The organism is Paraburkholderia sp. BR10937, from assembly GCF_040965695.1.
Taxonomy (GTDB): Bacteria; Pseudomonadota; Gammaproteobacteria; order Burkholderiales; family Burkholderiaceae; genus Paraburkholderia.
Window position 1 is genome coordinate 1 of record NZ_JBFRCL010000329.1, and the last position, 209, is coordinate 209.

At 37.8% G+C, this 209-nt stretch carries 1 protein-coding gene; it reads left to right on the forward strand.

Annotation, left to right across the window (positions count from 1 at the left end; translation table 11 throughout):
* A partial coding sequence (locus tag AB4Y44_RS43150) for a type II toxin-antitoxin system HigB family toxin (RefSeq protein ID WP_368702876.1) occupies positions 1–187 on the forward strand: 187 nt, incomplete at its 5' end.
* Between the last annotated feature and the right edge of the window lie 22 nt (positions 188–209).

Here is a 209-nt window from a genome sequence, read left to right on the forward strand (position 1 = left end):
CGGTCTTAAGAAGACGTTTGGTACTACAGTCGATTACGTTCCAACAAAGTTTTATGTGTTTTATGTTGGAGGAAACAAATTACGAGTCGTCGCTACACTCCAATTAAACCCGCAAAAGTTGTTCATTAGTCATTTTCTAAAGCACAAGGAAAATGACCAAATGACAAGGAATAAAAGAAGGAAATGAACATTCATAGCCATTCGGGAGG